At 52.4% G+C, this 24,648-nt stretch carries 23 protein-coding genes; 8 read left to right on the plus strand and 15 right to left on the minus strand.

The window, feature by feature from the left end; genetic code table 11:
- Positions 1 to 10: 10 nt before the first annotated feature.
- The 3 genes from E2566_RS19475 to E2566_RS19485 form a co-directional block, all read right to left on the minus strand.
- Positions 11 to 1,051: an ABC transporter permease gene (locus tag E2566_RS19475; RefSeq protein ID WP_039492138.1), complete on the minus strand. Its 1,041-nt coding sequence runs from the start codon at positions 1,049 to 1,051 to the stop codon at positions 11 to 13.
- Between the two features lie 131 nt (positions 1,052 to 1,182).
- Positions 1,183 to 2,793 carry an ABC transporter substrate-binding protein gene (locus E2566_RS19480; RefSeq protein WP_107168875.1) on the minus strand — a complete coding sequence of 537 codons (1,611 nt, stop codon included), beginning with the start codon at positions 2,791 to 2,793 and terminating at the stop codon, positions 1,183 to 1,185.
- Between the two features lie 99 nt (positions 2,794 to 2,892).
- The gene (locus E2566_RS19485) at positions 2,893 to 4,047 is read right to left on the minus strand and encodes a mandelate racemase family protein (protein ID WP_107168952.1); all 1,155 of its coding nucleotides are present in this window, start codon (positions 4,045 to 4,047) and stop codon (positions 2,893 to 2,895) included.
- 634 nt (positions 4,048 to 4,681) lie between these two features.
- On the opposite strand from E2566_RS19485, the gene nirB reads away from it, so the two are divergent.
- The 8 genes from nirB to E2566_RS19525 all read left to right on the plus strand — a co-directional run bounded on the left by nirB (position 4,682) and on the right by E2566_RS19525 (position 14,251).
- Positions 4,682 to 7,234, plus strand: a complete 2,553-nt coding sequence (gene nirB, locus E2566_RS19490; protein WP_107168876.1) for a nitrite reductase large subunit NirB — start codon at positions 4,682 to 4,684, stop codon at positions 7,232 to 7,234.
- On the plus strand, positions 7,231 to 7,599 hold the full coding sequence (gene nirD, locus E2566_RS19495; RefSeq protein WP_010277621.1) for a nitrite reductase small subunit NirD: 369 nt from the start codon (positions 7,231 to 7,233) through the stop codon (positions 7,597 to 7,599). The genes nirB and nirD overlap by 4 nt, the downstream gene beginning before the upstream one ends.
- Positions 7,600 to 7,625: 26 nt before the next feature.
- Positions 7,626 to 9,005, plus strand: coding sequence for a siroheme synthase CysG (gene cysG, locus E2566_RS19500; protein WP_107168877.1), 1,380 nt, complete (start codon positions 7,626 to 7,628; stop codon positions 9,003 to 9,005).
- 538 nt (positions 9,006 to 9,543) lie between these two features.
- A complete protein-coding gene (locus tag E2566_RS19505) occupies positions 9,544 to 10,260 on the plus strand; it encodes an ABC transporter permease (protein WP_107168878.1) in 717 nt (238 codons plus the stop codon).
- Positions 10,260 to 10,994 (plus strand): ABC transporter permease, encoded by a 735-nt coding sequence (locus E2566_RS19510; RefSeq protein ID WP_107168879.1) that lies wholly within the window; start codon positions 10,260 to 10,262, stop codon positions 10,992 to 10,994. The genes E2566_RS19505 and E2566_RS19510 overlap by 1 nt, the downstream gene beginning before the upstream one ends.
- The gene (locus E2566_RS19515; RefSeq protein ID WP_095993023.1) at positions 10,991 to 11,755 is read left to right on the plus strand and encodes an ABC transporter ATP-binding protein; all 765 of its coding nucleotides are present in this window, start codon (positions 10,991 to 10,993) and stop codon (positions 11,753 to 11,755) included. The genes E2566_RS19510 and E2566_RS19515 overlap by 4 nt, the downstream gene beginning before the upstream one ends.
- A 75-nt stretch (positions 11,756 to 11,830) precedes the next feature.
- Entirely contained in the window at positions 11,831 to 12,700 is an 870-nt protein-coding gene (locus E2566_RS19520; protein ID WP_107168880.1) for a transporter substrate-binding domain-containing protein, read from the plus strand.
- A gap of 93 nt (positions 12,701 to 12,793) precedes the next feature.
- Complete coding sequence (locus tag E2566_RS19525) at positions 12,794 to 14,251, plus strand: M20 family metallopeptidase (protein WP_107168881.1); 1,458 nt, start codon at positions 12,794 to 12,796, stop codon at positions 14,249 to 14,251.
- A 53-nt stretch (positions 14,252 to 14,304) separates the two neighbouring features.
- On the opposite strand, the gene trpS is transcribed toward E2566_RS19525, so the two are convergent.
- The 12 genes from trpS to pilM all read right to left on the minus strand — a co-directional run bounded on the left by trpS (position 14,305) and on the right by pilM (position 24,592).
- On the minus strand, positions 14,305 to 15,309 hold the full coding sequence (trpS, locus tag E2566_RS19530; RefSeq protein ID WP_107168882.1) for a tryptophan--tRNA ligase: 1,005 nt from the start codon (positions 15,307 to 15,309) through the stop codon (positions 14,305 to 14,307).
- The gene (locus tag E2566_RS19535; RefSeq protein ID WP_107168883.1) at positions 15,306 to 16,010 is read right to left on the minus strand and encodes a phosphoglycolate phosphatase; all 705 of its coding nucleotides are present in this window, start codon (positions 16,008 to 16,010) and stop codon (positions 15,306 to 15,308) included. The genes trpS and E2566_RS19535 overlap by 4 nt, the downstream gene beginning before the upstream one ends.
- Positions 16,003 to 16,680 carry a ribulose-phosphate 3-epimerase gene (gene rpe, locus E2566_RS19540; protein ID WP_107168884.1) on the minus strand — a complete coding sequence of 226 codons (678 nt, stop codon included), beginning with the start codon at positions 16,678 to 16,680 and terminating at the stop codon, positions 16,003 to 16,005. Before rpe ends, E2566_RS19535 begins: the two co-directional genes overlap by 8 nt.
- Before the next feature lie 112 nt (positions 16,681 to 16,792).
- Entirely contained in the window at positions 16,793 to 17,605 is an 813-nt protein-coding gene (gene dam / locus E2566_RS19545; RefSeq protein WP_107168885.1) for an adenine-specific DNA-methyltransferase, read from the minus strand.
- 79 nt (positions 17,606 to 17,684) lie between these two features.
- Entirely contained in the window at positions 17,685 to 18,701 is a 1,017-nt protein-coding gene (locus E2566_RS19550) for an SPOR domain-containing protein (protein ID WP_107168886.1), read from the minus strand.
- A 166-nt stretch (positions 18,702 to 18,867) separates the two neighbouring features.
- A complete protein-coding gene (gene aroB / locus E2566_RS19555) occupies positions 18,868 to 19,953 on the minus strand; it encodes a 3-dehydroquinate synthase (RefSeq protein ID WP_107168887.1) in 1,086 nt (361 codons plus the stop codon).
- Between the two features lie 51 nt (positions 19,954 to 20,004).
- Positions 20,005 to 20,526, minus strand: a complete 522-nt coding sequence (gene aroK / locus E2566_RS19560) for a shikimate kinase AroK (RefSeq protein WP_005969451.1) — start codon at positions 20,524 to 20,526, stop codon at positions 20,005 to 20,007.
- 351 nt (positions 20,527 to 20,877) lie between these two features.
- Positions 20,878 to 22,152 (minus strand): DNA uptake porin HofQ, encoded by a 1,275-nt coding sequence (hofQ, locus tag E2566_RS19565; protein ID WP_107168888.1) that lies wholly within the window; start codon positions 22,150 to 22,152, stop codon positions 20,878 to 20,880.
- Positions 22,153 to 22,214: 62 nt separating this feature from the next.
- Positions 22,215 to 22,592 (minus strand): HofP DNA utilization family protein, encoded by a 378-nt coding sequence (locus tag E2566_RS19570; RefSeq protein WP_107168889.1) that lies wholly within the window; start codon positions 22,590 to 22,592, stop codon positions 22,215 to 22,217.
- Complete coding sequence (locus tag E2566_RS19575) at positions 22,589 to 23,176, minus strand: hypothetical protein (RefSeq protein WP_107168953.1); 588 nt, start codon at positions 23,174 to 23,176, stop codon at positions 22,589 to 22,591. The genes E2566_RS19570 and E2566_RS19575 overlap by 4 nt, the downstream gene beginning before the upstream one ends.
- Positions 23,169 to 23,738: a PilN domain-containing protein gene (locus E2566_RS19580; RefSeq protein WP_107168890.1), complete on the minus strand. Its 570-nt coding sequence runs from the start codon at positions 23,736 to 23,738 to the stop codon at positions 23,169 to 23,171. Before E2566_RS19580 ends, E2566_RS19575 begins: the two co-directional genes overlap by 8 nt.
- Before the next feature lie 2 nt (positions 23,739 to 23,740).
- A complete protein-coding gene (gene pilM, locus E2566_RS19585) occupies positions 23,741 to 24,592 on the minus strand; it encodes a type IV pilus biogenesis protein PilM (protein ID WP_107168891.1) in 852 nt (283 codons plus the stop codon).
- Positions 24,593 to 24,648: the final 56 nt, after the last annotated feature.

Genomic DNA, 24,648 nt, shown 5'->3' on the forward strand with positions numbered 1-24,648 from the left:
GAGGAAATATTCATGCGTTCGTCCTCGGATCAAAGATTTGATACAACATGTCCGACAGCAGGTTAAGCGTCACGAAGATTAACCCCACCAGCAGCACACACCCCATCACCGCGTTCATATCCCCCAGCAGTAGACTACCGGTCAGATAGGAACCAAATCCTGGCCATGAGAAGACCGTTTCGATCAACACCGCCCCTTCCAGCAGCGAGCCATACGCCAGCGCTACCACCGTCAGAAGCTGAACCAGAATATTGCGAAACGCATGCGCCCAGACAACACGGAACTCAGACAGCCCTTTCACTCGCGCAGTAATGATGTATTCCTGCGAAAGCTGCGCCAGCATGAAGCTGCGCGTCATACGGCTGATATAGGCCAGCGAATGGAAACCGAGAATCGTCGCGGGCAATACCAGATGGTTCAACGCGCTGCGGAACACATCCCACTCGCCTGCCAGTAGTGAATCCACCAACAGCAGACCGGTACGGTTTTCCACCAGACCATCGTAGGCCATATCAACCCGTCCAGCGCCACCGACCCAATTCAGCCAGGCATAGAACACCAGCAGCCCCATCATCCCGACCCAAAATATAGGCGTCGAATAACCGGCCAGACTGATAAAACGCACCACATAATCCGCCCACTTACCGCGTCGCGCCGCAGCCAGCACGCCTAGCGGTACACCCAAACCCGCACCCACGATAATCGCCATGGTGGCAAGCTCGATGGTGGCAGGGAAAACCCGGATAATGTCATCCATGACCGGTCGTCCGGTCAGGAGTGCATTGCCCAAATCCCCATGCATCAGTGAATTGAAGTAAATAAAGAACTGGACATATAGCGGCTTATCCAACCCCAGTTGTTGGTAAACCTGTTGATAGGTACTTTGGTCAGCATCCTGCCCGACAATAGCCAGGACTGGATCGATTGGCATCACGCGGCCGATCACGAAGGTCAGGATTAATAACCCGAACAGCGTGACGACGACCTGAAACAGACGTTTTGCCAAACGACGCAGTACTCCACCCGGCTTGATCCAATCAGAGAAAACCATGTTCTTTCTCCTGATATCCCGGTTAGCGGCGACAGCAAATCACCACTCACGCGGTCATCTCTTTTTAGCGTATCTGATCGGGATGATTAGCTGGGAACGTGTAGCTAATCATCCGATTTAACGTGTGGACACTAGCGCTGCTTATAGACCTCGCGCAGATGCGTCGTAGAAGACGGATGCGGCACATAGCCTTTCACGTCTTTACGCAACACCACAGAATCGATCATCTGCGACACCGGAATAATGGCCGGGAACAGTTCTTCATAGCGATTCTGTACGTTGATATACATCTGCTTCTGTTTCTGAGGATCTTTCTCCAACAACGCCTGATCGATCATGTCGTTCAAGGGTTTGTCGTAGAAAGACGTGCGCCAGCCCTGGAAGTTGGTCAGTTTGGCTTCGTCGCTGTTATCCGGGTTATAGACAACAGAACGCAGGCTGGAGTGAGGGTGCGGATCGACGCCACCACCGCCGCGGCCGACCAGCATATCGAAGTTACGATCGCGCATCGCGCCGTAAACCTGATTGCCAGTACCGGAGATGATTTTGGCTTTGATACCCGCCTGTGCCAGCGTGGACTGTACCGACGTCGCCAGATTCAGGAACGGCTGATCGGAAAGAACACGTAGCGTGGTTTCAAACCCATTCGGGTAGCCAGCTTCAGCCAGCAGCGCTTTGGCGCGTGGCACGTCCAGCTTATAGCCAGGGTCCGGCAACGTCGCATCCATCCCTTTTTGGATGGGGCGCTGATGATAGAAGCCGTAGCCAGGCATCACTGTCTTATTGACGCCATCGTAATCAATCAGGTAGCGAACCGCTTCGCGCACTTTCGGCTTAGCGAAGTATTCGTTTTTCAGGCTCATTGCAACGTAGTACAGCGTGCCTTTTTTCACCTCATCAACCACAACGTCTTTATCTTGTTTCAACGCATTGATATCCGGCACCGACATCCCAGAGGCCACGTCAATGTCGCCTTTTTCAATCATCAGACGCAGCGCCTGTGATTCAGTCATGTGGCGGAAAATCACGCGCCGCATTTTCGCGTCGCCCTGCCAGTTGTTCTCAACCTTACTGATGCGCAGCACGTCTTTCGCCTGCCACACATCCAGCTTGAACGGACCAGAACCGGCTTCGTTCGTGGTCAGCCAGCCGTTACCCCAGTCACCGTTTTTCTCGTGCTTCATGACCGTTTTACTGTCCAGCACCGAGCCGCTACCTAACGTTGCCAGCGAATAGATCACCAGCTTGGGGTCGTTCGGCTTAGGCAGCTCAATTTCAACGGTATGATCGTCTTTGGCACGGATCATTTTCTCCACGTTTTCCGCGGTGAAGCCGTAGGATTTCCACGTCGTGGCCTGGGCCATGTTGAGGCTAAGCAGACGCTTCATCGACCAAGCGAAATCTTGTGCCGTCACGGGGTTACCGGAATGGAATTTGGCGTTATCGACCAGATTGAAGGTGATGACGTTGCCCGCATCATTGACGCTCCAGCTTTTCGCCAGAGAAGGCAGGATGTTACTCAGGTTGGCCGGATCGAGCACCACCAGCGAGTCATAGAGGTTGACGATAATGCCCACCACTTCGTTACCCGTCATGGCGGCCGGATCGAGTGAGAGCATGTTGTTCATGTTCATCCCCACGATCAGCTGATCGTCAGGGGTTTTTGCCGATAGAATGGCCGGCGTAGCGGCCATGCAGAGTGAACCTAACAGCAGGGTACGGAGTATTGCTCGTGCTTTCATCATTATTCTCCAGGTGTGGGAGCATGGAAGACGACAACTTTTTATTTTTTAGGTAAGGCTATCTTTCAGATCGAACAAACAACTATTCATGCAGAAAAACTATTCTTTGCTTAGGGTATGCTCCTCAATCCAGTCAAAATTAATATCTTCTCCCAGCCCTGGACGTTGCGGCAGATGCACAAAGCCCTCGTCATCCATCGGGTCGACAATCGAATTCAGGTAAGCAGCAGGTTCGTCGTAATCGAGGAAAGGATGCAGCAGCCCGCGTTCATACCAACGGCAGTTTTTGATCGCACCTACAACGTTAAGGTTTGGCGCACCGTTACCGTGAATTTCGCAGTCCATACCGAAAGATTCAGCCAGGCTGGCAACCTTCAGACACGGCCAGAGACCGCCGACGCCTTGCACGCCCGCGCGCAAAATGTCGCATGCGCCTTCTTTAACCCAGTCAGCACGGCTGAAATATTTACCTGACAGGCTTTCCGGCCCGATGACATCGATATCCAGGCTCTTGGTCAGCCAACTGTAGGACGCCATGCTCTGTTCTTCCATTGGCTCTTCAAACCAGGTGAAATCGAGCTTTTGCAGTTCACGGCCGATGTATAGCGCATCGCTGCGGCTGTACCAGTGGTAGCCATCCAGCATCAGGCAGATATCCGGGCCGACCGCTTCACGCACTGCCGCACAGGCTTTCACATCAATTTTCGGGCTAGGCGCGAACGAGACAGGCGGCATCCAGGTATGCAACTTGATGGCCTTATAGCCGCGCTGCACCAGCTTTTCGGCGAACTGGCCGTATTCCTCTGGCGTAGATAAACCGCCTTCCAGCTCATCACCACACATGGTGCTGCCGTAAGCAGGGACTTTTTCACGATAGCCGCCGAGCAGCTTATGCACCGGCATGTTCAGCACGCGACCTTGCAGATCCCACAGTGCGGATTCCACAATCGACAGCGCGCGGTCAGTCAGTTGGTTGGCGCTGCCGCGTTGCCAGTGCACCAGATCCTGCCAGAGGCGTTCACGATCGAACGGATTCTGCCCAATCAGCACTTTACGGAAGAACGCATTAACGATATGGGGACGAATCACTTCCGGCGGAGCGAAAGCGTAACCTTTTTGGCCGTCATCTGCCGTGATGGTCAACAGCGCCATCTTGGCCTGATTCTCGGCTCCCGGGTGTGAATGGCCCGCACTATCGGAAACCCGACGTGTGGGATAAGTGAAGACGGTGACATCAATTGATTCTATTTTCACGTTGTTACCTGCTTTGATGTTTAACACAACTCATGTATACGATTGCGAATGTGAGCCACATAAATAGTAAAGAATCACTTCACTGCCTGTGCTGGGACTAGTAGATAAAAAACGCATAACGCTTTCTGGTACGACCTTATAAGTCGATCGGCGTCACAAAAAGAAATCACGTGTTAATTAAAAAAAAATAGCGTTTTATTTTTAATTATTAAGGTTGTTACGCCGTTAGTCATTAGGCAATTTCTTTCATATGAAGAAATTATGTCGCGGATAACTGTGCATTTGCACATAAAGCTGTGAGCACTATCACCAGAAAATTTCATATCCTTACTAAATGAATGGATAATCCCTTAGTTTTATTTTTACGCCTTCAGGAACGTGAATGATTGATGAGAGGGACGATTACCCTGATAGCGGATTGGCCGCTAATCAGTCGGCTTCTGACCAAAAGCGTGCTATAGATCTCATTTTTGCCAATCCCGAAAACTCCAATGAAAACCAACACTTAATAAAAATTAAGTAAAATCATCAAGATACCCACAAAGAAGTATATAAAAGACAACTTGATGTACATCAATAAGCGGCCTTTGTAGCGCGATAAGGTAACCTCAGAAGAAGCAATTTTGAGGCAAAAATGAACAAAGTCAGACTCGCTGTTATCGGTAACGGGATGGTTGGCCACCGTTTTATCGAAGAGTTGCTGGATAAGGCCCCAACGTCCACCTACGAGATTACCGTTTTTTGTGAAGAACCCCGCGTTGCCTACGATCGTGTCCACCTCTCTTCTTACTTCGCTCACCATACGGTAGAAGAACTTTCTTTAGTACGCGAAGGTTATTACGAAAAGAATGGCGTTAACGTCCTGCTCGGTGAACGCGCCATCACCATCAACCGCAGTGAAAAAGCCATTCACTCCAATTCCGGCCGTACCGTGTATTACGATAAGCTCATCATGGCAACCGGCTCCTACCCCTGGATTCCTTCAATCAAAGGATCAAACGGGCAAGACTGTTTCGTCTACCGCACCATTGAAGATCTGAACGCCATCGAAAACTGCGCACGCCGTAGCAAGCGCGGCGCGGTGATCGGCGGGGGGCTATTAGGTCTAGAAGCGGCTGGCGCGCTGAAACACCTTGGCGTGGAAACACACGTCATTGAGTTCGCCCCCGTGCTCATGGCCGAACAGTTAGATGCACAGGGCGGCACCCTGCTGCAACGCAAGATTGAAAACATGGGTGTGCGTGTGCATACCAGCAAGAATACGCAGGCGATCCAACATTCTGGTCTGGAAAGCCGCAAGACGATGGTGTTTGCCGATGGCAGCACGCTGGAAGTCGACTTCATCGTGTTCTCTACCGGTATCCGCGCACAAGACAAATTGGCACGTCAGTGTGCGCTGGAAATTGGCCCACGCGGCGGTATCGCGATTAACGACTGGTGTCAAACTTCCGACCCTGACGTCTACGCCATCGGCGAATGTGCCGCCTGGCAAGGCAGGCCATTTGGTCTGGTTGCGCCCGGCTACAAAATGGCACAGGTTACCGTCGACCACCTGTTAGGGCATGAAAACCGATTCCAGGGTGCCGATATGAGCGCCAAGCTCAAGTTGATGGGCGTTGATGTCGGCGGGATTGGCGACGCACACGGCCATACGCCAGGCTCTCGCAGCTACATGTGGCTGGATGAAAATAAAGAAACCTACAAACGACTGATCGTCAGCGCCGACAATAAAACGCTGCTCGGCGCTGTGCTGGTCGGCGACACGCGGGATTACGGTAACCTGCTGCAATTCATGCTGAACAAAATCCCGCTGCCGGATTCTCCTGAAGCGCTGATTCTTCCTGCGTCCGCTGGCAGTGCGAAACCGACGCTGGGTGTCGATGCACTGCCAGAAAGTGCGCAAATCTGCTCCTGCTTCGACGTGTCCAAAGGCGACATCATCAAAGCGATTAACGGCGGCTGCCATACCGTCGCGGCGCTTAAGGAAACCACTAAAGCCGGTACGGGCTGCGGCGGCTGTATCCCGCTGCTTACGCAGGTGTTGAACGCGGAACTCAGCAAACAGGGGATCGAAGTCAATAATCACCTGTGTGAACACTTCGCCTATTCGCGTCAGGAGCTGTACCACCTGATCCAAATCGAAAAAATCAAAACGTTCGATCAACTGCTGGAGAAACACGGTTCAGGCTACGGCTGTGAGGTCTGTAAACCGACCGTCGCGTCCCTGCTGGCTTCCTGTTGGAACGAGTACGTGCTCAAACCGCAGCACACGCCGTTGCAGGATTCTAACGACAACTTCCTCGGCAATATCCAGAAAGACGGCACCTACTCCGTGATCCCCCGCTCCGCAGGCGGGGAAATCACGCCGGATGGCCTGATCGCCATTGGTCGCATCGCGAAGCAATACAACCTGTACACCAAAATGACGGGTTCTCAGCGCATGGCGCTATTCGGCGTACAGAAAGACGACCTGCCTGACGTATGGGCTCAGCTCATCGAAGCCGGGTTTGAAACCGGCCACGCTTACGCCAAGGCATTACGGATGGCAAAAACCTGCGTCGGCAGCACCTGGTGCCGTTTTGGCGTCGGTGACAGCGTAGGGTTCGGCGTTGAGCTGGAAAACCGCTACAAAGGTATCCGCACGCCGCACAAAATGAAATTTGGCGTTTCCGGCTGTACGCGGGAATGTGCGGAAGCACAGGGTAAAGACGTGGGGATCATCGCTACCGAAAAAGGCTGGAACCTCTATGTATGCGGCAACGGCGGGATGAAACCGCGCCACGCTGACCTGCTGGAAGCCGATCTGGATCGCGAGACCTTAGTCCGCTATTTGGATCGCTTCATGATGTTCTACATCCGCACGGCCGATAAGCTCCAACGTACGTCCGTCTGGCTGGATAACCTCGAAGGCGGTATCGACTACCTGCGCAATGTAATTGTGAAAGACAAACTGGGCATTAACGACCAACTTGAATCCGATATCGCACGCCTGCGGGAAGGCTACGTCTGCGAATGGCAGGCGACGCTGGAAGATGCGGAAGCACAGAAACGCTTTGCCCACTTTATTAACAGCCCGGTACGTGACCCGAACGTGCAAATGGTGAGTGAACGTCAACAACACCGTCCGGCACGCCCTGCCGAGCGTATTCCGGTGAAACAGATTGAACTAGCGGAGGAAAACGCATGAGCCAATGGACGACCGTATGTAAGTTAGACGACATCCTGCCCGGCACTGGCGTGTGTGCACTCGTCGAGCAGCAACAGATTGCCGTGTTCCGCCCACGTAACGATGAGCAGGTTTACGCCATCAGCAATATCGATCCGTTCGCACAGGCGAGTGTATTAAGTCGCGGGATAGTGGGAGAGCATCAAGACGATCTTTGGGTCGCAAGCCCATTGAAAAAACAGCATTTCCGCCTTTATGATGGCTTCTGTCTGGAGGATGGAGCCTATTCTGTTGCAGCTTATGATACTCAGGTAACAAACGGTAATGTGCAAATATCCATCGCAGACCGTGACATCGCGGTTGATAATAGCCAACCATTACCCTAATAACCTGAGCTTTTAAGAGGCGTTACATGGATTACCTGCCAATATTCTGTCAGTTGCACGATAAACCTTGTCTATTGGTAGGAGGGGGGGAAATAGCCGAGCGTAAAGCCCGGCTATTGCTGGATGCTGGCGCAGTGATTACTGTCAATGCGCTCGATTTTAACGATCAATTTCGGGCGTGGGAGCAGGATGCTCAATTAACGCTGGTACACGGCACCTTCGATCCGACGTTACTGGACGCGGTGTGGCTGGTGATTGCCGCTACCGACGATCAGGACGTCAATAACCATGTCTATGCCAGCGCCAGCGAGCGCCGGATTTTCTGTAACGTGGTGGATTCACCAGAACGTGCCAGCTTCATTATGCCGTCGATCATTGACCGTTCACCGCTGATGGTCGCGGTGTCTTCTGGCGGCGCGGCGCCGGTATTGGCTCGGCTACTGCGGGAAAAACTGGAAAGTATTCTGCCGCAAAATCTCGGTAAGCTGGCGACATACGCAGGTGAATTGCGCAGTCGGGTCAAAAGCCGATTCCGCAATATGAGCGCACGCCGCCGCTTCTGGGAAAAGCTCTTTGTACACGATCGGCTGGCGCAAGCGCTGGCAAATGAAAATAGCCAGAGCGTTCAACAACTGACGGAACTGCTTTTCTCCGCGCCGCTCGATGACCGAGGTGAAGTCACGTTGGTTGGCGCGGGACCGGGTGATGCCGGGTTACTGACGTTGAAAGGTCTACAGCATCTACAGCAGGCTGACATCGTCGTTTACGATCGTCTGGTCTCGAAAGAGATTCTCAATCTGTCACGCCGCGACGCCGAGCGAATTTTCGTCGGCAAAGCCTCTGGCTACCACAGCGTTCCTCAGGATCAAATCAATCAGTTGCTGGAAGAAAAGGCACGCGCCGGTCATCGGGTCGTCAGGCTGAAAGGCGGCGATCCCTTTATCTTCGGCCGTGGAGCCGAAGAGCTGGAGCACCTGCAACAGGCGGGCGTACCGTTCTCTGTTGTTCCCGGTATTACTGCTGCGTCAGGCTGCTCAGCCTACAGCGGTATCCCTCTCACCCATCGCGATCACTCGCAGGGCGTCAGATTGATTACCGGGCACGTCAAGCACGACACCGATCTGGACTGGTCCAGCCTCGCAGCGGAAAAACAAACGCTGGTGTTTTACATGGGGCTTCAGCAGGCTGAGCACATTCAAAGTAAGCTCATCGAACAGCGGTTACCGGAAACCGTGCCTGTCGCCATTATCGAAAACGGCACCTCAACCAAACAGCGCGTTCTGAGTGGGCAGCTCTCCCAATTGAGCGAGTTAGCCCAACAAGCCAGCAGCCCGAGTTTGATCATCATCGGTAACGTTGTCGGGCTACGGGAAAAATTGAGCTGGTTTTCAGACCGGACAGCATAATCCTCTTCTCATTTACCGACTCACCCGCTATCCGTCCTGCCGGATAGCGGTTATTGCACCATCATAATGCAACGCCCCACCAAATAGCATAATAATGCACTATTTTGAACATACTCCCTTACAAAATGTCACTTTAATGCTTTACCACAGGCCACATCTGTCTTATTTTGACTAAAACAAAACTCATTAATAAGCAGGCTATGTGAATAAATAATCAATTATCATTTGCGTGGAAACGTGGCCCAAGTATTGCTTAGCTTTCTGATAGATTCGCGGCACGACTTCTGAATCGTTCTTATCGAGCCGATTTCATCGTCAAACCATCGTGTTTCATCGAATTCGTACTCCATAGAATGAGTACATCATCGAGTTAATACCATTACGCATTACTGCTCTTGTTCCTGAACAGAGTGTGTAGCCCTCTCACCACAAACACAGTTCTGTGTAACGGAGCACTCTTTTACTACCAACAAAACGTGCTAAGAACACTATTTGCTAAGAATGAAATTTGCCAAAAACAGGCAGTTTGGAGTCACTTGTGGAAGACATTACTTTCTGGCAACTCATCAGTTTTGGTGAACACGGCTGGGGAAAATTATTACTGATTGGGGCAGGAATGACGCTCGCACTGGCGATCTGCGGCTTCCTGCTGGGAGCGGTGATCGGTACGATCGGCGCCTGGTCCAAAATTTGCGGCAATCGCCCCGTGCGCTATCTGGCCGATGGCTACACGACGCTTATCCGTGGCGTCCCCGATCTACTCATCATCTACCTGCTGTATTTCGGCGGCAGCTCTGCGCTAACCCTGCTCGCCAAACTGTTTGGCAGCAATGAGTTCTTCGGTTTTCCTGGCTTCCTCGCTGGCGTCTTCGCCGTCGGCATTTCCTCTGGTGCGCAGCAAACGGAAGTCTACCGCGGTGCCTTCTACGCCGTGTCCAAAGGGGAAATTGAGGCCGCCAAAGCCTGTGGTATGCCAACGCTATTACGCCTGCGCCGCATCATCATACCGCTCCTGCTGCGCCACGCGATCCCCCCACTCGGCAACGTGTGGCAGTTGGTGCTGAAAACCTCTGCGCTGGTTTCCGTTACCGGCGTCGCAGAGCTGATGACGCAGTCGCAAACTGGCGCCGGTTCTACCGGTAAACCGTTTGATTTCTTCATGGCAGCCGCGCTGCTGTACCTGCTTATCTCAATCTGTTCCGGCTGGATTATGCGCCGTGCTGAATCTCATTATTCCCGGGGTGTGAAACGCTGATGGATTTTCCTTTTCTGTACGACACGTTTCTGGAGATTATTCCCGGTATTCCGTTGACCCTACAGCTGGCGGTCAGCTCGGTTTTTCTGGGCTTCTTTCTGGCGCTGGGCTTAGCACTGATGCAGTTATCATCCTTTGCCGTGCTGCGCTCCATTGCACGAACCTATGTGCTGTTTTTCCGCGGCACACCGCTGCTGGTTCAGCTGTTCCTGATTTACTACGGGCTGGGGCAATTCCCCTGGGTGAGAGAAAGCATGCTTTGGCCGTTCCTGCGGGAGCCACACTGGTGCGCCCTGCTGTCGCTCAGCCTGTGTACCGGAGCCTATGCCAGTGAAATTATCCGTGGTGGATTGCAGTCCGTTCCCACAGGCCAGATCGAATCGGCACGCGCCTGCGGCATGCCGTCGTTCATGATTTTCAAGCGTATCGTTTTCCCGCTGGCAATCCGTCAGGCACTCCCGGCTTACGGCAATGAGCTGATTTCGATGGTCAAATCGACCTCATTGGCTTCCATCATCACACTAATGGAAATCACCGGTATCGCCGCACGCCTTATTGCGGAAACCTACCGAGCGCTCGAAGTCTTCTTGGTCGCCGGCGCTATTTATCTATCTATTAACCTTATTCTGACACGTTTACTGATGTGGACAGAATTTACGCTTACCCCTCATCTCCGTGCGCCGGGCGCGCAACCGGCAGCGAAAAAAATTAAGAAATTGGGAGATCTGCAATGACGACACCCGCCATTAGCCTGCGCAACATTCATAAAAGCTTCGGTTCTCTGGACGTCCTGAAAGGGATTTCGATTGAAGCCAATCAGGGAGAAGTCATCTCAATTCTGGGATCGTCCGGTTCAGGTAAATCGACACTGCTGCGCTGTAGCAACCTGCTTGAGCTTCCCGATCAGGGTGAGATTATCGTCGGCGGAGAAGCGATTGAAATGAAGCCGAACCGCAAAGGGCAGAACCGCCCGTCGAACCTCAAGCAGATCGACAGAATTCGTACTCAGTTGGGCATGGTATTCCAGAATTTTAACCTCTGGTCACACAAGACCGTGTTGGAAAACATCATCGAAGCGCCCGTACACGTCTTAAAGCGTCCACAGGCAGAGTGCGTGGAACACGCCGAGCAATTATTAGAGAAAGTCGGTCTGGCGGATAAGCGTCACTACTATCCTGCGCATTTGTCCGGTGGACAGCAGCAGCGTGCGGCGATTGCCCGTGCGCTCGCGATGGAACCAAAAGTGATGCTATTCGATGAGCCAACCTCCGCACTCGATCCCGAGCTGGTTGGCGAAGTGCTGCGCGTCATGCGCACGCTGGCGGACGAAGGGATGACCATGCTGGTCGTGACTCACGAAATGGATTTTGCCCGCGAAGTTTCTAACCGTATCGTCTTCCTCCATCAGGGGGAAATTGAAGAACAGGGAACGCCGGAGCAGGTTTTCACCGCCAGCCAGTCGGCTCGCTTCCGGCAATTTATTGCCAGTTGGTAAACACAGCCCACCACTATCGTTACAGTGGTGGGAAATAAACAAAATATAACGATATAGAACGCCGGGAGAACACCAATGATCAAATCAAAACTCACTCTGTTCGCCTGCTCGCTGTGTATGGCAGGCACGCTGGCTGCTTCATTCACCGCCTCCGCAGAAGAGAAAAAATGGACAACCGTCCGCATCGCGACCGAAGGCGCTTACCACCCGTATAACTTCACCAAGCCAGACGGGACGCTGGATGGCATGGAGATCGAACTGTATAAAGTGCTGTGCAACAACATGCAGGTAAAATGCGAGATCATGGTTCAGCCCTTCGCCAGCGCCATTCCTGCGCTAAACGCAGGTAAATATGACGCGATCATTGCAGGTATGTCCGCTACGGCGAAACGCCGTGAAGTGATCGATTTCAGCCAGCCGTACACGCAGTCAGGGCAAACTTTCGCCGTACTGAAATCCAGCTCACTCGCCAAAGATTTCCCAGATGCAGGCGTGCGTTTCTCCATTGAACCCGCCGATGAAGCTACAGCATTGGCAGAAGTCGAGAAACTGAAACCGCTGCTGGAAGGCAAAACTATTGGCGTACAGTCTGCTTCTATCGCCAGCGCCTTTTTAGATAAATATATGAAAGGCTTTATGAAAGTACGCGAGTATAAAACCACGCAGGAACACGATCTGGATCTGAAAGCTGGCCGTGTCGATCTGGTCATTGCTTCCGCACCTTATCTGAAAAGCACGACGGACAAACCAGGCAATGAGAACATCGTGATGCCAGGGCCACAGTTCATCGGCGGCATTCTGGGTAGCGGCTCCTCTGTTGGCCTGCGCAAAAGCGATCCTGAGCTGAAAGCCATGTTCGACAAAGCGATCGATCAGGCCAAGCAAGATGGCACCATCAGAAAACTGAGTGAAAAATGGTTCGGTATGGACACCACGCCACTCTAAGTATGACCCTCTAGTTGAATCGCGTGTCATAGCAAACGGGTTGTGACACGCTCCTCGCAAATGCATCAGAGCAATCAAACGAGCACACCACGCATGAATGCAACACACAATGAAGGAACGCTGCCTGCCGTCAATCATCAGACCGTGGAAGCGATCTGCGGCCTGATTGCGGCCAAGCGGCAGCAATTCTGTACGCTGAGTGACGGCATCTGGGATACGCCAGAACTAAACTACGAAGAGCATCGTTCAGCCGCACAGCATGAAGCCGTCCTGAAAGCAGAAGGCTTCCGTCTGACGAAAGGCATTGCCAACATGCCGACTGCACTACTGGGGGAATTCGGCGAAGGTCTGCCGATTATCGCCATCCTGGGTGAATACGATGCGCTGCCGGGCCTAAGCCAGCAGGCGAATATCGCTGAGCCAAAGCCGTTGGAAAACGGTGGCAACGGCCACGGCTGCGGGCATAACCTGCTCGGCACCGCGGCACTACAGGCTGCGACGGCAGTGAAGGATTATCTGCAAAAACACGCACTGGCCGGAACCATACGCTTTTACGGCTGCCCTGCGGAAGAAGGCGGATCGTCCAAAGGTTTTATGGTCAAGGAAGGCGTGTTTGATGACGTCGATATTGCCCTCTGCTGGCACCCTGCGACCTTCACCGGCGTCAACAGCCCGGTCTCGCTGGCCTGTAACGAGCTGAATTTTTACTTCAAAGGCCGCGCCGCTCATGCTGCCAGCAGCCCACACTTGGGGCGCAGCGCGCTGGATGCCGTTGAATTAATGAATGTTGGCGTGAACTATATGCGCGAGCATATGCCGTCCTCCGCGCGCGTTCACTACGCGATTACCGACAGCGGCGGTCAGGCACCAAACGTCGTACAGGCTAACGCGACCGTGCGTTACCTCGTACGAGCACGTCAGTTGCCAGAACTGCATCAGTTGGTCAAACGCGTGAAGAAAATTGCCGAAGGCGCGGCGCTAATGACAGAAACCGAAGTCCGCAGCGAGGTGATTAGCGGTGATGCCAACCTGCTGGCAAACCCGCCGCTGGAAGCACGTATGCATGAACATCTGCTGGCACTCGGTCCAATACCGTTTGATGACGAAGATCGTAAGGTCGCGGCAATGTTCCAGACGGCGTTGAGCGCCGAAGACATCGCCGAATCCTACGCACGTTTCGGCGTCAAACCTCAGCCGGGTTTAACGCTACATGATGGGATTTATCCGCTGTATAGCCCGAATGACGCCTTCATCGGTTCCACCGATGTGGGAACAGTGAGTTGGGTTGTGCCGACCGTGCAGATTCGCAGCGCCACCTACGCCATTGGTACACCGGCGCATTCGTGGCAGTTGGTTGCACAGGGGAAAACTGGCGCAGCGCATAAAGGCATGGAATATGCGGCAAAGGCGATGGCATCACTGGCTATCGATCTGCTGGTCACGCCTGAACTGATTGCACAGGCAAAAGCCGACCACCAGGAAAGATTGCAGCACACACCGTTTGAGAACCCGATTCCAGACGACGTGTTTGCGCCTATCCCGCAGGAATAAATAAGACGTATCAGGAAACCGTCAGGAGAGAACCTCCTGACGGTGATGAAAACTTACGGGCGGGACACAAAACCGACAGCGTCGTAGACTTTCTTCAGCGTTTCCTGTGCACGAGCGCTGGCTTTTTCAGCGCCTTCACGCATCACCTGTTGCAGGAAAGCCTCATCGTTGCGGAAACGGTGATAACGTTCTTGCAGTTCTGACAGCATACCAGACACGGCCTCCGCCACCGCGCCTTTCAGATGACCATACATCTGGCCATCAAATTCCTGCTCCAGCTCTGGGATGCTTTTTCCCGTCACGCCAGACAGAATATCTAACAGGTTCGATACCCCGGCTTTATTCTTCACATCATAGCGAATGACTGGCGGCTCATCGGAATCTGTCATCGCGCGTTTGATCTTCTTCACCACCGCTTTCGGATCTTCCAGCAACCCGATAACGTTGTTGCGGTTATCGTCGGACTTGGACATCTTCTTGGTAGGTTCCAACAGAGACATCACGCGCGCGCCCGATTTCGGAATAAATGGCTCCGGCGCTTTAAAAATGTCGCCATACAGGCTATTGAAGCGCTGACCAACATCGCGGCTCAGTTCCAGATGCTGCTTCTGATCTTCGCCTACCGGTACCTGATTCGTTTGATACAGCAGGATATCCGCCGCCATCAGCACCGGATAATCAAACAGGCCAGCGTTGATATTCTCTTCATAACGCGCGGATTTATCCTTGAACTGCGTCATGCGGCTCAGCTCGCCGAAATAGGCGTAACAGTTCAGTATCCAGCTCAGTTGGCTATGTTCAGGAACATGAGACTGAACAAAAATGGTGCTCTTTTTCGGGTCGATGCCACAAGCCAAATACAGCGCCAGTGTGTCCAACGTCGCTTTTCTCAGCGCCTGCGGGTCCTGACGTACCGTGATGGCATGCAAATCCACAATGCAGTAGATGCAGTCATAATCGTCCTGCATGTTGACCCACTGACGTAACGCCCCCATGTAGTTACCAATGGTCAATTCACCAGACGGTTGCGCACCGCTAAATACAATGGGCTTGCTCATACTAAGGGTTCCTGATTGTGTGAAGAAGACTGCCCGATTAGAGGCAAAATATCGGCAAAGCGATCCAAAACGATATCCGGCTGACTCAGCTCGATCGCTTCACCATAGTTATAACCATACGTCATACCGACACTGCGGCAACCCGCCGCCTGCGCGGCCTGAATATCATTGCGGGAATCACCGATGAACAAGAGTTCGCTAGCGCGTAATCCCAGTTTACCCAGCACCAGATAGAGCGGCGCGGGGTGTGGTTTTTTTACGATGACATCATCGCCACCGATAATCAGTGAAAAATAGTCACCGATCCCTAATCCTGACAGCAGTGGCGCAACAAACGGCGTGGGCTTATTAGTCACCACCGCCATCGGAACCCCTTGCTGTGCCAACTGCGCCAGCGTCTCTTTTACCTGTGGGAACAGCGTGCTGCCGCTATCCACCGTCTGTGCATAATAGCTATCAAACCGCTCACGCGTTTCCTGCAAGCGCGCGCCCGTCGGCTCAACACCCGCCCAACGTAGCGCACGTTCAACCATAACGTCAGCGCCGTTGCCGATCCAGGTTGCAACACGGGCTTCACCCGCAGCAGGCAATGACTGTGCCACTAATGCCCGATCGATAGCCGCCGCAAGACCCGGTGCGCTGTGAATCAGCGTACCGTCCAAATCAAAAGCCAACCCGCGAATCGCCGTTAATTCAGTCATGTTTCGTCCTTGAAATTTCATTACGCATTTGATCAATCACGGTACGGTAATCCGGATGACCAAAAATAGCCGATCCCGCTACAAACATATCCGCGCCAGCTTCCGCAATCGCGCCGATATTCTCCACTTTTACCCCGCCATCAACTTCCAGTCGAATGTCGTAACCGCTGTCGTCGATCAAGCGACGAACCTGACGAAGCTTATCCAACGTACCAGGAATAAAAGATTGGCCGCCGAATCCAGGGTTAACCGACATCAGCAGAATAATATCCAATTTGTCCATGACATAATCGAGATAACTTAGCGGGGTTGCAGGGTTAAACACCAGCCCGGCTTTACAGCCGTGATCCTTGATCAGTTGGAGTGAACGATCGAGATGATCGGTAGCTTCAGGATGAAAAGTAATGAAACTGGCTCCCGCATTGGCAAAATCGGGAATGATACGATCGACCGGTTTCACCATCAGGTGAACGTCAATCGGCGCGGTAATGCCGTAATCGCGCAGGGATTTCAGTACCAGCGGGCCAATCGTCAAATTTGGCACATAGTGGTTATCCATGACATCAAAATGGACCACATCAGCCCCGGCGGCTAATACATTAGCGGTATCTTCACCAAGACGGGCAAAATCAGCCGACAAAATAGACGGCGCGATTAAAAACGGTTTCATTCATTTCTCCAAACGGTAAAGTCTGAATGCCTGCGGGTAACCTCACTCTCGGCTAATGACGCCTCTCAGACGGCATTAACCAATTCACCGCGCTCTGTTTGCCCAAGCGGTATTACCGATATAGGGCTAATAACTCGTTTACTTTACTACGCCCTAAAATATTACGGCTAATTGTTCTGCGCGCTTTAACCACATAAAGCACGGCTTCCTGATACCACTCGCGAGTCAGCAAGGTGTCATGATTGGAAATCAGCACGGGAATCTGGCTTTCTACTGACAAACGCCGAGCCAATTGCGCCAAACTTTGCTGATCGGCACGACTGAAATTATTAGTGTGGTAGGCCGTAAAATTCGCGGTAGCAGACAGCGGTGCATAGGGCGGATCGCAATAAATAACCGATCCCTTCTCTGCTTTTTCCAGCGTGTCCTGATAATGCTCACAAACGAAGGTGGCATTTTGCGATTTCAGGGCAAACCAGCGAATCTCTTCTTCAGGAAAATAGGGCTTCTTATAACGCCCAAAAGGAACATTGAATTCACCGCGCATATTGTAACGGCACAGGCCGTTATAGCAGTGGCGATTCAAATAGAGAAATAACAGGGCACGCCGATAAGCATCACTGCAAAGGTTAAATTCGTCACGCAGCAGATAAAACGCCTCAGACGTGTTCACTTCATCCGTAAACAGTTTACGGGCGTCGAGAACAAACTCCTCGGCATTCGCTTTGACGATATTGTACAGGTTGATCAGATCGCTATTAATATCAGCCAGTATATAGCGCTCATATTCCGTATTCAGAAACACGGAACCCGCGCCAACAAAAGGCTCAATAAGACAGTCTCCTGCGGGTAAATAGCGACGAATTTCTTCTACCAGCGGATATTTACCACCAGCCCATTTTAAAAAAGCGCGGTTCTTCTTCATGCCGTCGTTAGTTACTCATACGTTTCAGAGCCGCGGATTGTACTCTGTGTCAGACAGCACATCAGGGCTAAAATTGGTGTTACTTATTCAAGTCCTGCTTCACCTGACGGATCGGCTTAACCCATGGTTTTTTCGCTTGTACTTCTGCGGGTAGCGCGGCAATCGCCTGTTTCGCCTCCGCAGAAGAAGCATAGACTCCGGTCACTAACACATACCAGGATTTTCCGTCTCGTTTCGTTTCATACACCCATGACTGGGCGAGATTGTGTTGTTTCGCGTAGGCTTTCAGCGTGTCCGAGCGTGAAGCGCTGCTCAATTGCAAAGTAAAGTGGCTGGCTGGCGCATTCTGTACGGAAACGTTTTGCCCGACAGTCGCCGGAGCCGCTTTTGCATTAGTAGCAGGTTTACTCGCTACTGGCGTTTTTGGCGCGCTGTTCACGGCAGGCTTAGCATTGCTGGCGTGTGTAGACGTCGTGCTGTGCGTATTTTTAGCTGAGGACGCCGCTGGCGTTTTCCCCGTTGGGGCTACCGTTGCAGGCGCCGTCGGCAGCGTCGAATGTCCTGATGCACCCTGAGAGAATTCGCTCACGCGCCCTTGCTGTTGCGACAATGCATCGGTGATATTTCCCGGCAATTCAATACGCTGCTGTCCAGCCACTGGTGGTTGAACTTTCGCATCTGTCGGCGTACCAGCAATCGGTGGGGCACTTAATGTTTGGGGTGACATCGGCGCTTGGGAAGATGCCTGCGCGGATGTTTGCCCATGACCAACATCGCCGGGAACCGCCGTAGGGTTCTCACCCTGTGAAGAAAGCTGCGAGTTCTGTGTCATCGATGACGATGAAGAGAGATCGATATTCCGCTCTCCCCCCGCTTGGTTTTGTGTCTGTGGCGTTTGTGGCTGGGAAGGAGCCTGCAATGCAGAGCCGATACCCACAATCAATAGCACCAGCACGACAATCCCGATACCAATCATCAGGTGCTGTCTGGAAAGCGCGACTTTAGGTACCGCGAAATTGCTGCTTTTTTGCTGACGAGTAGGTCGACGGTCACTGGTATCAGGCTTCAGCTCATCTTCCGGCTTGAACTCATCCATTTAACATCTCCCCACTAAAAAACTCGAATCCGCCATACGATCGTCAAGGCGAATCATTGAATCGTAACGCATTGTATTTTATTAACCATAACCCATCAGGGCGTGTCTGTCGTTAATACTTATCTTTCATAACTGCCAGTCTTTCATAACTGGCTAGCATTAGGCGTCAGGCTTGGCAATCCGCGATTGAGGCCAACACCATGTCATGCGCAACGCCACCACGGACTTCTGATTGGCCAATCGCTGTTGGCAACACCAGGCGTAGCTCACCTGCCAGCACTTTCTTGTCACGCATCATGTGAGGAAGATAGGCTTCAGGCGTCATTTGCGTCGGACCGTTCACTGGAAGGCCAGCACGAACCAACAGAGACTTGATGCGCTCGACGTCCGCAGAGGAGAACTGCCCGAGGCGACGTGCAGTATGCGCAGCCATCACCATGCCTGCCGCAACCGCTTCGCCATGAAGCCAATTACCGTAGCCCATTTCAGCTTCAATAGCATGCCCGTAAGTATGGCCCAAATTGAGCAATGCGCGCATGCCACTTTCACGTTCATCAGCGGCGACCACTGCCGCTTTGATTTCACAGCAGCGTCGAATGCAATAAGCCAGCGCGTCATGCTGTAGCGCACGCACCGCCTCAATATTTTCTTCAAGCCAAAGGAAGAAATCGCGATCCAGAATAATGCCGTACTTAATGACCTCCGCCAGCCCGGATGACAACTCCCGCGCGGGTAAGGATTTCAGGCAGTCCAGATCGATCACAACCGATACGGGCTGATAAAACGCCCCGATCATGTTTTTACCCAATGGGTGATTGACGGCGGTTTTACCACCGACGGAAGAATCTACCTGTGATAACAGCGTTGTCGGCACCTGAATGAACCGGACGCCGCGCTGATAACTGGCTGCGGCAAAACCGGCTAAATCGCCGATGACACCGCCCCCCAAAGCGACAATCGTCGTATCACGACCATGTGGCTTTGCCAGTAGCGCGGTAAAAACCTGATCCAGTACGGCCAACGATTTGTACTGCTCGCCATCAGGTAAGATCACCTGATCGACATGCACGCCATTGTTTTCCAGCACACCACGAACGCGGTCAAGATACAGAGGGGCCAACGTCTGGTTAGTCACCAGCATGGCCTGTTCCCCCGCTTTCAACGGCATAAAAGATGCCGAATCATCAAATAATCCGGCGGCTATCGTAATGGGATAACTACGTTCCCCTAGTGTTACGGTAATTCTTTCCATGCTCGTTAAACAACCCGTTCAGGGTCCGCTCAATGCGGATAAGGTATGCGCTTAGTTGCTTTCCAGCATATTGATAATCTGGTTAGCAACAACCTTGGCACTTTGCTCGTCAGTCCGAATGGTAACATCGGCGATTTCTTCATAAAGCGGGTTCCGCTCTTTCGCCAATGCTTCCAATACTTCACGTGGAGGGGTTTCAACCTGAAGTAACGGACGTTTCTTATCACGCTGCGTGCGGGCCAGTTGCTTCTCGATTGTCGTTTCCAAATAAACGACAACGCCGCGCGCAGAAAGACGATTACGCGTCTCACGTGATTTGACTGAGCCACCGCCTGTCGCCAGTACGATGCCTTGCTTTTCCGTCAATTCATTAATGACTTTCTCTTCACGATCGCGGAAGCCTTCTTCGCCTTCCACATCGAATACCCAGCCCACATCAGCCCCAGTGCGTCGCTCAATTTCTTGATCGGAGTCGAAAAACTCCATATTGAGTTGCTGAGCTAACTGACGGCCAATAGTGCTTTTGCCGGCACCCATAGGCCCAACCAGAAAGATATTGCGTTTCTCTGCCATGTTTTTTGGTATTACTAAGACAATTCGTTAATGATAACCCGCCCCGCCAATCAACCCAGCGGCGGGACCTAAACTGAAACCTCATGAGCGATAGTGCGAGAATCAGACAAAAAATTATCTCAAGACTCAGGGTAGTTTGGCAACCGAATAAAATGTCACACCGACCACAGAGGGCCAATGCAGTATGTTTTATCGACATTTTCGGTGGAACAACACTTCAGTGCTCAATTCGCTAACCCTTGTAAGCTAAATCCGCCGCAGCGTCAAACTCATAAGCATTGAACGTGACAAAAATATTGCTCCTTATCCGAAAAAAATCACCGAATAACATCAGAGCGAGCCTGGGTTTGCTCACGATGAGGCGGGTATCAACGTCGGCGTGATGAAAATAACCAATTCTCGTCGCGTATGCTGCTGAGTATGGTTTCTGAACAGATGACCAAATACAGGAACCTCACCTAATAGTGGCACCTGTCTGTCACTGTTCTTTTTTTGTTGCTGGAAAATGCCACCTAATACGATGGTTTCTCCGTCGGTGACGGTCACCTGCGTTTGAATTTCTTGTTTATCGATCGCTAACGCTTCACCATTATCGCCCTGCTTAATCGTCTGTCCCGGCATGTTTTGACTAATTTTCAGATTCAGCGTAATCCGTCCGGCGCGCAGAATGTCGGGCGTCACTTCCATACCGAGTACCGCTTCTTTGAACTCGATAGACGTCGATCCGCTAGCACCGCTGGAGACCTGATACGGAATTTCCGTTCCCTGTTTAATACTGGCGGTCTGCTGGTGTGCCGTGAACAGGCGGGGACTAGCGATAATTTCGACCTGGCTTTCCTGCTCCAGCGCCATTAATTCCAGATCCAACAGACGACCATTCAGTCGCGCCAAATGGAACCCCGCATTGACCGCTGGCGTATCTACTGGCAAGCCAACATTAAAATTGTTCAACCTGAGTGCCTTGTTCGTTGCATCACCTTCCCCCAACCCCCAGTTAACGCCCAACGCTTGCAAGTGTTCACTGCTAATGGTGACAATGTGCGCCGCCAGTTGCACCTGCGCTAACGGCAAATCGAGCTCTTTTACCCACGGTTCGAGCTGTGCCAACGCGTCTTCCGTATCGCGAATCAATAAGGTATTCGTTCGTTTATCCATGGTTACGCTACCACGTGTAGAAAGCAGGGCTCCACGCTGGGCCTGAACGCTGGCTGCGACCTCATCCACATCGGCATACTGCAAGGCGATAGAAAGATTATGTAGCGGCAGTTTCTGCGCCAACTCCGCCATGCGTTCATCCTTTTCCTTCTGCTGGGACGCAAGATGCTCGGCAGGGAAAACCAGTAGCACGTTACCGTTGCGCTCTACGCTGAGTTTCCCCATACGCAAAACAATCTCCAGCGCTTGCTGCCAGGGTACTTCTGCCAACCTCAGGCTAAGGTTTCCCGTCACCCCCGGTGCAATCACCACATTGAGCTGCTGGTGATCGGCTAGCGCCTGCAACACCCGGGATATTGGCGAATCCTCAAAAGCCATCGATACCGAAGGTTCTGCATTGACCTGATACGGCATTACGAGGAGCAGTAACCAACTCAACGTCGCCACGCGACATAACATTCTGATGTTCATAACCGTCCTTGTTATCGAGATAAGCGGTTGTTAAAAAATACGAGCCGATAGGCAAGCTTCACCTATTCCTTTGACTTATTAATAAATGGCGAAGCCAGCAACAGGCTCTCCTGCTGACCGTCACAACCTGCCCCCCTCACTGTCGGAACCAGTTTGGCTCCTGATTTATCCAGTTGGCTGACCGACCAATTTCCCGGAGGAATGACCTCGCCATTTGTTAGCCGAACCCACCCTACTTCTGGCTGGGCTAGCCAGCCAATCCAGCGGTCACCAGAACCAACCACGCCCTTTAGCCTCCACGCAGGCGAGGTCGCTGAAGGCAGGCAACGTGCAGCGATCGACGGATGAAAAGGGTCGATACGTGCTGCGGTTTTTTCTGCCTGCACGCTATGCAGCACGAATAACAGCATCCATGCGATACGACCGATTATCTGACTCATGGCACCACCTCTGGTTCGATCAGTGATAATTCAACCCGTAGCCGTGGCGCTTCAGAGGATAGATTGGTTAACCCGGCATCTGGCTTTACCGTCAACTGCGCAATTCGCAATACATAAGGCAGCTTCGTCAACTCACGAAGCACCTGCAATATCCCCGTGTAATCCGCACTAAATACCAGTTGCCAGCGTTCCTGATGAGGAGCTTCTACGCTACGGGAAGCGCGTTGCCACGACAGCAGCGAAGCCCCCGCTTGCGACAGAGGCTCGACGAGAAGTTGTGCCAACACATCAGGCTGAAAGGGAGCGGATCGCGTGGTTTTTCCCGCTAGCTGCGTGTGCAAAACTGACAATAACGGCATCGCGTCTAGTTTTTGTTGCGTCTCCTGTATATTCAGCCGCACCTGAACGATCTGCGCCTCCGTGCCAATAACGGTTATCCGTACGTCACCGATGAAGAACCAGCCTGATAGCAGCCCAACTGCGGCAACAAACGCCCATTGAAGGGCAAGTTGCTGCCAGAGCGGTTTATTAATTAGTCCTGGTCGGTTCAACACAGCATTAAGCATAATTTTTTGATTAATCATGGTCATCCCCCAACAGGAAATCCGTTGCGCCGCGCCAGTCAACCTGCAAGGAAAAACGTAGCCCGTCCCCCATGTCGCGCTCTCGGGACGTACGCAGCAGTTGTATGCGTTCGACTGAAACATGGCGCAATAACGCGTGCTGTAGCGTAATGATGTCGTGATAGTTTTCGCTCACACCTGTAAGTAGCAAATGCGACCCACGGTCAGCGATTTCCGTCAGCCACAGACGCGCGGGCATCATGCCAGCAAGCTGCTCTAACAAATGAAGGTTGCGACGATTGTCATGCAGGATTACTGCCTCTGTGCGTTCTTGCGCCTGAAAGCGACGCAGCGTTTCCCGCGCGAGGTGAGTTTGCTGATACAACGTGGACAACTGCTGCTGCTGCGTCAGAACCGTATCGAGACCATCCTGCGCACGTTGTTGACGGTGCTGGAAAAGCAGATAACTTGCCGCAATAAGGCATAGCATCAACCCCGTCTGTAGCCATAATAGCCCTAACCAACGGCGTGCCCGCTGACGCATCTGAGTCGTACGCCAGGGTAAAAGATTAATCAGCAGCATGGTCAGACATCCTCAGGACGCAATGCCAAGCCACTCGCGACCGCAAAAGCCGAGGGGAAACTCGGCAACGGTGGCTGTAGGTGGCTAAACACCGTTAACGGCGACCACGGCAGTAATACGTTGGTACTCTGTCTGGGTAAATCGGACGAGACGCTGGAATAATAGGCTACGCTATCGACATCATGCTGATAGCGAGTGCTTACAACCGATACGATATCGGCTTCGTCATTCAGCTCATCAAGGTGTATCACGCCCGAGTAAAACGCGTGGTTCAACGGGGATGCCCACAGCCAACCATCCAACAGGCGATGCAGGAACAGACGGTTAGCTTCAAGTCCAGCCAACTGTGCCATCGTTCGAAGCGCACACGTTGAAACATCAAGGACATCAGGATGCAGCCCCGCGTTCTTCAGACATGTCAGCCATTTGTCGATTTCCTGTCGGCGTGCGGCCGTCACCAGCAGTGAACCCTGCTCCTGCGGATCTTCCCGATAGTCTATCGCCAGCGATTCGCGGCTAATCGGCAGCTTGCGATCCGCCATAGTTTCAATATAAAGGCTACGTTCTGGCTCCTGTAAACGCGGGTCAGGCAGCGGTAAACGCTGCTGCAAAATCGACTGAGCAGGAAACCCCACCCGCAATGAAATAGGTTCAGGCAGTAAACGACGCCATGTTTGTAAGGTCTCACAAAGCACCTCAGTATGGTGTAGACTACCCGAGCGCAACGTATCGTCTGGTAGTGGATATTGCCACCAGTGACGAAGCTGCCAACCGTAGCGGCGACGCTGAACCGCCAGAGCGCGCATGAAGCCGTTCTGTATATCTAACCCAACCCGCCAGATGTGATAAGCCATGTTTAACCCGATTTCCTTATCCAATAAACGTATCCACAGTGCTGGGTTATCTTTAT

It is taken from the genome of Pectobacterium punjabense, assembly GCF_012427845.1.
GTDB classification, from domain to species: domain Bacteria; phylum Pseudomonadota; class Gammaproteobacteria; order Enterobacterales; family Enterobacteriaceae; genus Pectobacterium; species Pectobacterium punjabense.

Excerpts from the sequence above, each read along its gene's own strand:
- E2566_RS19475 (WP_039492138.1), bottom strand. The coding sequence starts at position 1,051 with ATGGTTTTCTCTGATTGGATCAAGCCGGGTGGAGTACTGCGTCGTTTG.
- E2566_RS19480 (WP_107168875.1), bottom strand. The coding sequence starts at position 2,793 with ATGAAAGCACGAGCAATACTCCGTACCCTGCTGTTAGGTTCACTCTGC.
- nirB (WP_107168876.1), top strand. The coding sequence starts at position 4,682 with ATGAACAAAGTCAGACTCGCTGTTATCGGTAACGGGATGGTTGGCCAC.
- nirD (WP_010277621.1), top strand. The coding sequence starts at position 7,231 with ATGAGCCAATGGACGACCGTATGTAAGTTAGACGACATCCTGCCCGGC.
- cysG (WP_107168877.1), top strand. The coding sequence starts at position 7,626 with ATGGATTACCTGCCAATATTCTGTCAGTTGCACGATAAACCTTGTCTA.
- E2566_RS19510 (WP_107168879.1), top strand. The coding sequence starts at position 10,260 with ATGGATTTTCCTTTTCTGTACGACACGTTTCTGGAGATTATTCCCGGT.
- E2566_RS19515 (WP_095993023.1), top strand. The coding sequence starts at position 10,991 with ATGACGACACCCGCCATTAGCCTGCGCAACATTCATAAAAGCTTCGGT.
- E2566_RS19520 (WP_107168880.1), top strand. The coding sequence starts at position 11,831 with ATGATCAAATCAAAACTCACTCTGTTCGCCTGCTCGCTGTGTATGGCA.
- E2566_RS19525 (WP_107168881.1), top strand. The coding sequence starts at position 12,794 with ATGAATGCAACACACAATGAAGGAACGCTGCCTGCCGTCAATCATCAG.
- trpS (WP_107168882.1), bottom strand. The coding sequence starts at position 15,309 with ATGAGCAAGCCCATTGTATTTAGCGGTGCGCAACCGTCTGGTGAATTG.
- E2566_RS19535 (WP_107168883.1), bottom strand. The coding sequence starts at position 16,010 with ATGACTGAATTAACGGCGATTCGCGGGTTGGCTTTTGATTTGGACGGT.
- rpe (WP_107168884.1), bottom strand. The coding sequence starts at position 16,680 with ATGAAACCGTTTTTAATCGCGCCGTCTATTTTGTCGGCTGATTTTGCC.
- dam (WP_107168885.1), bottom strand. The coding sequence starts at position 17,605 with ATGAAGAAGAACCGCGCTTTTTTAAAATGGGCTGGTGGTAAATATCCG.
- E2566_RS19550 (WP_107168886.1), bottom strand. The coding sequence starts at position 18,701 with ATGGATGAGTTCAAGCCGGAAGATGAGCTGAAGCCTGATACCAGTGAC.
- aroB (WP_107168887.1), bottom strand. The coding sequence starts at position 19,953 with ATGGAAAGAATTACCGTAACACTAGGGGAACGTAGTTATCCCATTACG.
- aroK (WP_005969451.1), bottom strand. The coding sequence starts at position 20,526 with ATGGCAGAGAAACGCAATATCTTTCTGGTTGGGCCTATGGGTGCCGGC.
- hofQ (WP_107168888.1), bottom strand. The coding sequence starts at position 22,152 with ATGAACATCAGAATGTTATGTCGCGTGGCGACGTTGAGTTGGTTACTG.
- E2566_RS19570 (WP_107168889.1), bottom strand. The coding sequence starts at position 22,592 with ATGAGTCAGATAATCGGTCGTATCGCATGGATGCTGTTATTCGTGCTG.
- E2566_RS19575 (WP_107168953.1), bottom strand. The coding sequence starts at position 23,176 with ATGATTAATCAAAAAATTATGCTTAATGCTGTGTTGAACCGACCAGGA.
- E2566_RS19580 (WP_107168890.1), bottom strand. The coding sequence starts at position 23,738 with ATGCTGCTGATTAATCTTTTACCCTGGCGTACGACTCAGATGCGTCAG.
- pilM (WP_107168891.1), bottom strand. The coding sequence starts at position 24,592 with ATGGCTTATCACATCTGGCGGGTTGGGTTAGATATACAGAACGGCTTC.